Annotated in this window: 10 protein-coding genes; 7 read left to right on the forward strand and 3 right to left on the reverse strand. The window is 61.2% G+C overall.

Annotated elements, in window-relative coordinates; genetic code table 11:
- The first annotated feature begins 57 nt into the window (after positions 1-57).
- The 3 genes from F0169_RS25765 to F0169_RS25775 all read left to right on the forward strand — a co-directional run bounded on the left by F0169_RS25765 (position 58) and on the right by F0169_RS25775 (position 1,960).
- Complete coding sequence (locus F0169_RS25765) at positions 58-1,047, forward strand: 2-hydroxyacid dehydrogenase (protein ID WP_122250075.1); 990 nt, start codon at positions 58-60, stop codon at positions 1,045-1,047.
- Between the two features lie 71 nt (positions 1,048-1,118).
- The gene (locus F0169_RS25770) at positions 1,119-1,559 is read left to right on the forward strand and encodes a hypothetical protein (protein WP_122250076.1); all 441 of its coding nucleotides are present in this window, start codon (positions 1,119-1,121) and stop codon (positions 1,557-1,559) included.
- Positions 1,556-1,960, forward strand: coding sequence for an META domain-containing protein (locus F0169_RS25775; protein ID WP_058415471.1), 405 nt, complete (start codon positions 1,556-1,558; stop codon positions 1,958-1,960). The genes F0169_RS25770 and F0169_RS25775 overlap by 4 nt, the downstream gene beginning before the upstream one ends.
- 101 nt (positions 1,961-2,061) lie before the next feature.
- Here F0169_RS25775 and F0169_RS25780 read toward each other — a convergent pair whose 3' ends face one another.
- The gene (locus F0169_RS25780; RefSeq protein WP_152747993.1) at positions 2,062-2,523 is read right to left on the reverse strand and encodes a TlpA family protein disulfide reductase; all 462 of its coding nucleotides are present in this window, start codon (positions 2,521-2,523) and stop codon (positions 2,062-2,064) included.
- 117 nt (positions 2,524-2,640) lie between these two features.
- Between F0169_RS25780 and arsC the strand changes: the two genes are divergently transcribed.
- The 3 genes from arsC to F0169_RS25795 are packed head-to-tail and all read left to right on the forward strand — an operon-like array spanning position 2,641 to position 3,990.
- Complete coding sequence (gene arsC / locus F0169_RS25785) at positions 2,641-2,994, forward strand: arsenate reductase (glutaredoxin) (RefSeq protein WP_152747994.1); 354 nt, start codon at positions 2,641-2,643, stop codon at positions 2,992-2,994.
- Positions 2,991-3,605, forward strand: a complete 615-nt coding sequence (gene wrbA, locus F0169_RS25790; RefSeq protein WP_172979558.1) for an NAD(P)H:quinone oxidoreductase — start codon at positions 2,991-2,993, stop codon at positions 3,603-3,605. Before arsC ends, wrbA begins: the two co-directional genes overlap by 4 nt.
- Positions 3,589-3,990, forward strand: a complete 402-nt coding sequence (locus F0169_RS25795) for a DUF2069 domain-containing protein (RefSeq protein WP_172979559.1) — start codon at positions 3,589-3,591, stop codon at positions 3,988-3,990. Before wrbA ends, F0169_RS25795 begins: the two co-directional genes overlap by 17 nt.
- 63 nt (positions 3,991-4,053) lie before the next feature.
- On the opposite strand, the gene F0169_RS25800 is transcribed toward F0169_RS25795, so the two are convergent.
- The gene (locus F0169_RS25800) at positions 4,054-4,725 is read right to left on the reverse strand and encodes a DNA-3-methyladenine glycosylase I (protein WP_152747995.1); all 672 of its coding nucleotides are present in this window, start codon (positions 4,723-4,725) and stop codon (positions 4,054-4,056) included.
- Between the two features lie 67 nt (positions 4,726-4,792).
- Positions 4,793-5,617, reverse strand: a complete 825-nt coding sequence (gene ttcA / locus F0169_RS25805; protein WP_058415477.1) for a tRNA 2-thiocytidine(32) synthetase TtcA — start codon at positions 5,615-5,617, stop codon at positions 4,793-4,795.
- A gap of 342 nt (positions 5,618-5,959) precedes the next feature.
- Between ttcA and F0169_RS25810 the strand changes: the two genes are divergently transcribed.
- Positions 5,960-6,454, forward strand: coding sequence for a SprT family zinc-dependent metalloprotease (locus F0169_RS25810; protein WP_122250081.1), 495 nt, complete (start codon positions 5,960-5,962; stop codon positions 6,452-6,454).
- Positions 6,455-6,582: the final 128 nt, after the last annotated feature.

The following is a 6,582-nucleotide window of genomic DNA, read 5'->3' on the forward strand; positions in this document are numbered from 1 at the left end:
GCTCCCACAGTTGACCGCGTTGGGCTTGCGAGATCGGGACTGCAGGGAGCTATTTTTATGCGCGTGATTCTTTTCAGCAGCCAGGCCTATGACCGTGACAGCTTTCTCGGCGAGCCGCTGCCGGCAGGCGTTGAACTGCACTTTCAGCCGGCCCGGCTGAACCTCGACACCGTCGCTCTGGCCGAACACCATGCAGTGGTGTGCGCGTTCATCAACGATGACCTCAGCGCGCCGGTGCTGGAACAACTGGCCAAAGGCGGCACGCGCCTGATTGCCTTGCGCTCGGCCGGTTACAACCATGTGGACTTGCCCGCCGCCAAGCGCCTGGGGCTGGCCGTCGCACGCGTACCGGCCTACTCGCCGCACGCGGTGGCCGAGCACGCCGTGGCGCTGATCCTCGCCCTCAACCGCCGCCTGCACCGTGCCTACAACCGCACCCGCGATGGCGATTTCAGCCTGCACGGGCTGACCGGTTTCGACATGGTCGGCAAAACCGTCGGCGTGGTCGGCACAGGGCAAATCGGCGCGACCTTTGCCAAAATCATGGCCGGGTTCGGCTGCCCATTACTCGCCTTCGACCCCTTCCCCAACCCGCAGGTTGAGGCCCTCGGCGCCCGCTACGTGAGCCTTGCCGAGCTACTCGCGCAGGCGCAGATCATCAGCCTGCACTGCCCGCTGACCGCCGACAGCCACCACTTGATCAACGCCAACTCCCTGGCGCGGATGCAACCCGGCGCGATGCTGATCAACACCGGTCGCGGCGGCTTGGTGCACACGCCCGCGCTGATCGACGCGCTCAAGGACGGCCAACTCGGCTATTTGGGCTTGGATGTGTACGAAGAAGAAGCCCAACTGTTTTTCGAGGACCGCTCGGACCTGCCCCTGCAAGACGACGTACTCGCGCGCCTGCTGACATTCCCCAACGTGATCATTACCGCGCACCAGGCGTTCCTCACCCGTGAGGCCCTTGCGGCGATTGCCGGCACCACGTTGGCCAACATTGCCGCGTGGGCCGCGGGCCAGCCGCAGAACCTCGTCGAAGGTTGATCAGCGGTCACATACCAGGCCCATGATAGGTCGGCACCCGTGATAGGATGCCGCGCCTATTTGGAGGATCCATGGCCGAACACGATTTCCGCTTCAGCTTGCTGAGCCCGCAACACACCCTGATCGAATGCCGCGCCCTGGTGCCGGGCCGCTACCAGGTCACTGGCAACGGTGGCTCGATCAAGCATGGCGACGTAATGATCGTCACCCTGCGCGGCAGTAAAACCCTGTCGATGCGCCTGACCGTCGAAGGTGATGCGCGTTACTCCATCCGCCCGGCGGGCCAATGGGTCGCCATGGCCCAGGGGCCGAAGTTTGGCGAACTCGAGATTCACACCTGGAAGGTCAACTGCGACAGTTGCGACAGCGTGCTCGAATTTGAATTCGCGGTAGAAACCAAGCTGACCAAAGAGCCACTGCAACCGGCCGCCAATGCGCGCATCAAAGCCTTGGGCTGGGCGACCGAGGGCGACCAGCACCGCTGCCCGAAATGCCAGCAGGCCGCGTTGTGAGAGGCCCGCTGCTGCTCGCTGTGATCGGTGCAGCCCTGGCCGGTTGCGCCGGTGATGCAGTGAAGCTCAAGCAGGACCACAGCTACGTGGTGGAATGGATCGGTGAACGGCCCCTGATGGATTACGCGCACCTGACCGTCACCCTCGGCGCTGATGGTCGCGCCTACGGTAACGGCGGCTGCAACCACTGGTTTGCGCCCTACACCGTGGCCGGTCAAACGCTCAGTTTCGGCAAAATCGGCAGCACCCGCAAACGCTGCGCCGAGGCCTTGATGGAGCAGGAACAGCGCTTCTTCCAGGCCCTGCAAGGCGTGGAGCGCTGGGACATCTCGCCGATCGAGCAGACGCGTTTCTGGCCAGCCGAGGGCAAACCTCTGCGCCTGTGGCTGGAAGAAGGCTGATAGCGGCCAACTGTGGGAGCGGGCTTGCTCGCGATGGCCTCAACTCGGTATGCCTGATGGTCCGAGGTGACTGCATCGCGAGCACGCCCGCTCCCACAGTTTTAACCGCGCAAGGCTTTGAGTTTGGCCAGCACACCTTCCGCCGTCTGCTCGCCCATCAACTGATCGCGTACCTTGCCCTTGTCATCAATGATGTAGGTCACCGGCAACGCCTCGCTGCGCGGAATATCGAAAATCTCTTCAGGGTTCTGTGCCAACACGGTGAACTTGATGCCCAGCTTCTCGCTGGCAGCCTTCAGTTCCTCGCCCTGCACGTTGTCGAAATTGACCCCGAACACCCCTACATTCTGCGCTTTCAGCTGCTCGGCCAACGCATTCAGCTGCGGGATTTCGGTGCGGCACGGGCCACACCATTCGGCCCAGTAGTTGACCACTACCCACTGCTTGTCCAAGCGTTCGGCGGCGACTTTTTTGCCATATTGGTCAACGCCGTAGTCGTTACCGCAGCCGCTGAGCAGCAGGGTTGTAATGATCGCCAATGCACCGATCAGTCGCCTTGTCATGGGGTAATCCTTCGCAAAAAAATGAACGTTGGCTGCGACCTGTCGCCGCTTGTGGTTTAAGGACAGGTGGCTGCGCGGGTAGAATACCCGCCACCTTACGCAAGATGCGACCCGCACATGACCGATCTGACGCTTTATCACAATCCGCGCTGCTCGAAATCACGCGGTGCGCTCGAACTGCTGGAAGCGCGCGGCCTCAACCCGAGTGTGGTGCGCTACCTCGAAACCCCGCTGGATGCCACGCAATTAAAGGCCCTGCTCGGCAAGCTGGGGATCAGCGCACGCCAACTGCTGCGCACCGGCGAAGACGAATACAAAACCCTTAACCTGGCTGACGCAAGCCTCAGCGAAGCGCAATTGATCGCCGCTATCGCCGCGCACCCCAAGCTGATGGAACGCCCGATCCTGGAAACCGCTGACAAGGCCGTCATTGGCCGCCCGCCAGAGAACCTGCTGGAGATTCTGCCGTGACGACCCCGTATGTGCTGGTGTTGTATTACAGCCGCAATGGCTCGGTGAGCGAAATGGCCCGGCAGATTGCACGCGGTATCGAGCAAGGCGGGCTGGAAGCACGGCTGCGCAGCGTACCGGCGATTTCCACCGAGTGCGAAGCCGTGGCGCCGAGCATCCCGGAGGAAGGCGCGCTGTATGCCAGCCTGGATGATCTGAAAAACTGCGCGGGCCTTGCCCTCGGTAGCCCCACGCGTTTTGGCAACATGGCCGCGCCGCTCAAGTACTTCCTCGACGGCACCAGTAACCTGTGGCTTACCGGCGCGCTGGTCGGCAAGCCGGCCGGTGTGTTCACCTCCACCGCCAGCCTGCACGGCGGCCAGGAAACCACGCTGATGTCGATGCTGCTGCCGTTGCTGCACCACGGCATGCTGATCACTGGCCTGCCGTACAGCGAACAGGCGCTGCTGGATACTCAGGGCGGTGGCACGCCGTATGGCGCCAGCCATCACTCCGGGGCAGACGGCAAACGCGCACTCGACCCACACGAAATCGCGTTGTGCCGGGCGCTGGGCCTGCGTTTGGCCAAAACCGCCACGCTGTTGAGGAACGGCAGTGGCCAGCAAGCCTAAAGCCCTGCCGCCGCGAGCGTGGCTGGCGCCACGGGTAAAGGCCGCACGCGTGTTAAGCCTGCTGGCGTTTTTTGCCTTGGTGGGCTTGCTGTGCGGGTATTACCTGTTCGTCGCCGACCTGCACGGTGCCCGCCCGTGGGTGATCCTGCTGATCGAACTGGTGCCGCTGCTGGTGTTGGCGCCGGGGGTATTGCAGGGCAGTGCGCGCGGGCACTCGTGGCTGTGCTTTGTGGTGAACCTGTATTTCATCAAAGGCGCGCTGGCAGCGTATGACCCGAACCGCCAGTGGTTCGGCGTGCTGGAGATGCTCGCGAGCCTGGCGCTGTTTTGTGCTGCGCTGCTGTATGTGCGCTGGCGGCATCAGCTGAATCGATTGGCGCAATGAGCTGTGTTTACTGACAGCACGCTTATTGTGGCGAGCGGGCTTGCTCGCCACGGTCGGTGTTAATCAGTGGTTAACGGTATAAGCCAACATCATCGATAACTGACACATTGGCCGGCCGCTCTCAGCGTGCCATTGGTTGAACGCGCCCTGCACCGTCGCCAGGTCGCGCAGGCTGGTCGGCGCCTTGTCGACGATCTTCTGCGCGTTCAGTGCCGCGATTACGTCATCGCTCGGCACAAACGTATCCTTGCCGACCATGCGTAAAAAGCGCGGTGCCGACAACCCGCCCAGTTGGTGGCCGTGTTTGCTCAGGTACTTCCACAAGCCGACGATGTCGGTCACCGGCCAATCCGCGATAAACGCGCCGAAGCTGCCTTTTTCCTGTTCGATGTCGAGGATCATCTGCGCATTGCGCGGCACGCTCTTGAGCTTGCCCAGATGGCGAATGATGCGAGCGTCCTGCATCAAGCGCTCCAGGTGTTCTGCGCCCATCAGCACGACTTTTTCCGGGTCGAAGCCGAAGAACACTTGCTCAAACGCCGGCCACTTGCCATCCACCACGCTGTGCTTGAGCCCGGCGCGGAATACCCGCAGCGCCAGGGTCGACAGGTAGCGGTCATCGCTGATCTTGCGCAATTGCGCCGGGGTTTTGGGCACTGGCAGATGGGCTTCCAACTTAGCCGCTGAACCGAAGCGGTTCAGACAATATTCGTGCAGCCACTTGTAATCGCGCATGCCCTCTCCTGGCAATTGAATTGAAAACGGCGCCCGCAAGCGCCGTGTGTCAGAGCGTTGAAAAGGCTCAGAGGTTCATTACATTGACGAAGCGCGAAGCGGCCGTCTCATCGATGCGCAGGCTGGTGAAGTCGAACAGGTTGCGGTCGGCCAATTGCGACGGCTGCACATTCTGCAGGCTGCGGAAGATGCTTTCGGTGCGGCCCGGGGTCTTGCGCTCCCAGTCCAGCAGCATCTCCTTGACCACTTGGCGCTGCAGGTTTTCCTGCGAGCCACACAGGTTGCACGGGATGATCGGGAATTGCTTGAGATCCGAATACGCCTGGATGTCTTTCTCGTTGCAATAGGCCAGCGGGCGAATCACCACGTTGCGCCCATCATCGGCGCGCAGTTTGGGCGGCATCGCCTTGAGCGAGCCGTTGAAAAACATATTCAGGAAGAACGTCTCCACGATGTCATCGCGGTGGTGCCCCAAGGCCATCTTGGTCGCGCCGATCTCATCGGCAAACGTGTAGAGCGTGCCACGGCGCAGGCGCGAGCACAGTGAGCAGGTGGTTTTGCCTTCCGGGATCAGCTCCTTGACCACCGAATAGGTGTCTTTTTCGACGATGTGGTACTCGACCCCCAAACCTTTGAGGTAGGCCGGCAGCACGTCTTCAGGAAAGCCTGGTTGTTTCTGGTCCATGTTGACAGCAACGATCCCGAACGTGATCGGCGCGACCTTTTGCAGGTGCAGCAGCACGTCAAGCAGGGTGTAGCTGTCTTTGCCGCCGGAGAGGCACACCATGACCTTGTCGCCGTCCTCGATCATGTTGAAGTCGGCGACCGCTTCTCCGGCCAGGCGACGCAGGCGTTTTTGCAGTTTGTTCTGGTTGACCGTAAGAGTGCCCATGGCGCTGGAATCCGCTGGAGGTGTGTGACGAAAAGCCGAGTATTTTAGCGGTATGAGCGAGCAAGTTCCAATATGCGATCGAGTAGCCGCCAACAGACCGCACCGCGATTAAAGTCAATGTTTACAGGGTTATTGGCTCTAATGCCCTACAGGTCCTCCGGCCATCATTTGGTGTACTGCGTAGTATCGTGCGGGGGCTGAACGTAGGCCTTGCCGGTTTAAAACCTCCGCCAACGCCGCCGCAAGGTGGCTTTGGGCGTTAGGCATGACCATTCGGCGCCTGACAGATTCGGAAACATCCGCTTTTGCGGCATACTGGGCGTCTCTGGAGATAGGTACAGCATGTCCGAGCCACTCAATACCCGCGTCGAAGATTGTTTCCAGCAAGCCGAATCCTTTTTCAAACGAAGCTTCAAACGCCCCCAGGTCAGCCTCAAGCTGCGGGGCCAGAAGGCCGGTGTCGCGCATTTGCACGAGAACCTGCTGCGTTTCAACCCACAGCTTTACCGTGAAAACAGCCAACACTTTCTAAAACAGACCGTGGCCCACGAAGTCGCGCACCTGATTGCCCACCAGTTGTTTGGCGAGCGCATCCAGCCGCATGGCGAGGAATGGCAGTTGATCATGCGCGGCGTTTACGAACTGCCGCCGGACCGCTGCCACACCTATGAGGTGAAACGCCGCCAGGTGACCCGTTACATTTACCGATGCCCGTGCGCCGACAGCGACTTCCCGTTTTCGGCCCAGCGCCATGGCTTGGTGGCTCAGGGCCGGCGGTATCTGTGTCGGCGGTGCCGACAGACCTTGGTATTCACCGGCGAAACGCGCGTCGAGTGAGGCATCGTGGTTTAACGGGGCGCTTCCAAGATCAACATCAAAAACAGGCGCCTGAAAGCCGACCCGATCACCCAGGCCGAATGCAGTCAAATGTGGCAGCGGGCTTGCTCGCGATGCAGACACCTCGG

Origin of the sequence: Pseudomonas kitaguniensis (genome assembly GCF_009296165.1) — a bacterium.
GTDB lineage: Bacteria > Pseudomonadota > Gammaproteobacteria > Pseudomonadales > Pseudomonadaceae > Aquipseudomonas > Aquipseudomonas kitaguniensis.

What these genes read in the sequence shown, in the direction of transcription:
- F0169_RS25765 (WP_122250075.1), top strand. Translation starts at nt 58, where the DNA reads ATGCGCGTGATTCTTTTCAGCAGCCAGGCCTATGACCGTGACAGCTTT.
- F0169_RS25770 (WP_122250076.1), top strand. Translation starts at nt 1,119, where the DNA reads ATGGCCGAACACGATTTCCGCTTCAGCTTGCTGAGCCCGCAACACACC.
- F0169_RS25780 (WP_152747993.1), bottom strand. Translation starts at nt 2,523, where the DNA reads ATGACAAGGCGACTGATCGGTGCATTGGCGATCATTACAACCCTGCTG.
- arsC (WP_152747994.1), top strand. Translation starts at nt 2,641, where the DNA reads ATGACCGATCTGACGCTTTATCACAATCCGCGCTGCTCGAAATCACGC.
- F0169_RS25800 (WP_152747995.1), bottom strand. Translation starts at nt 4,725, where the DNA reads ATGCGCGATTACAAGTGGCTGCACGAATATTGTCTGAACCGCTTCGGT.
- ttcA (WP_058415477.1), bottom strand. Translation starts at nt 5,617, where the DNA reads ATGGGCACTCTTACGGTCAACCAGAACAAACTGCAAAAACGCCTGCGT.
- F0169_RS25810 (WP_122250081.1), top strand. Translation starts at nt 5,960, where the DNA reads ATGTCCGAGCCACTCAATACCCGCGTCGAAGATTGTTTCCAGCAAGCC.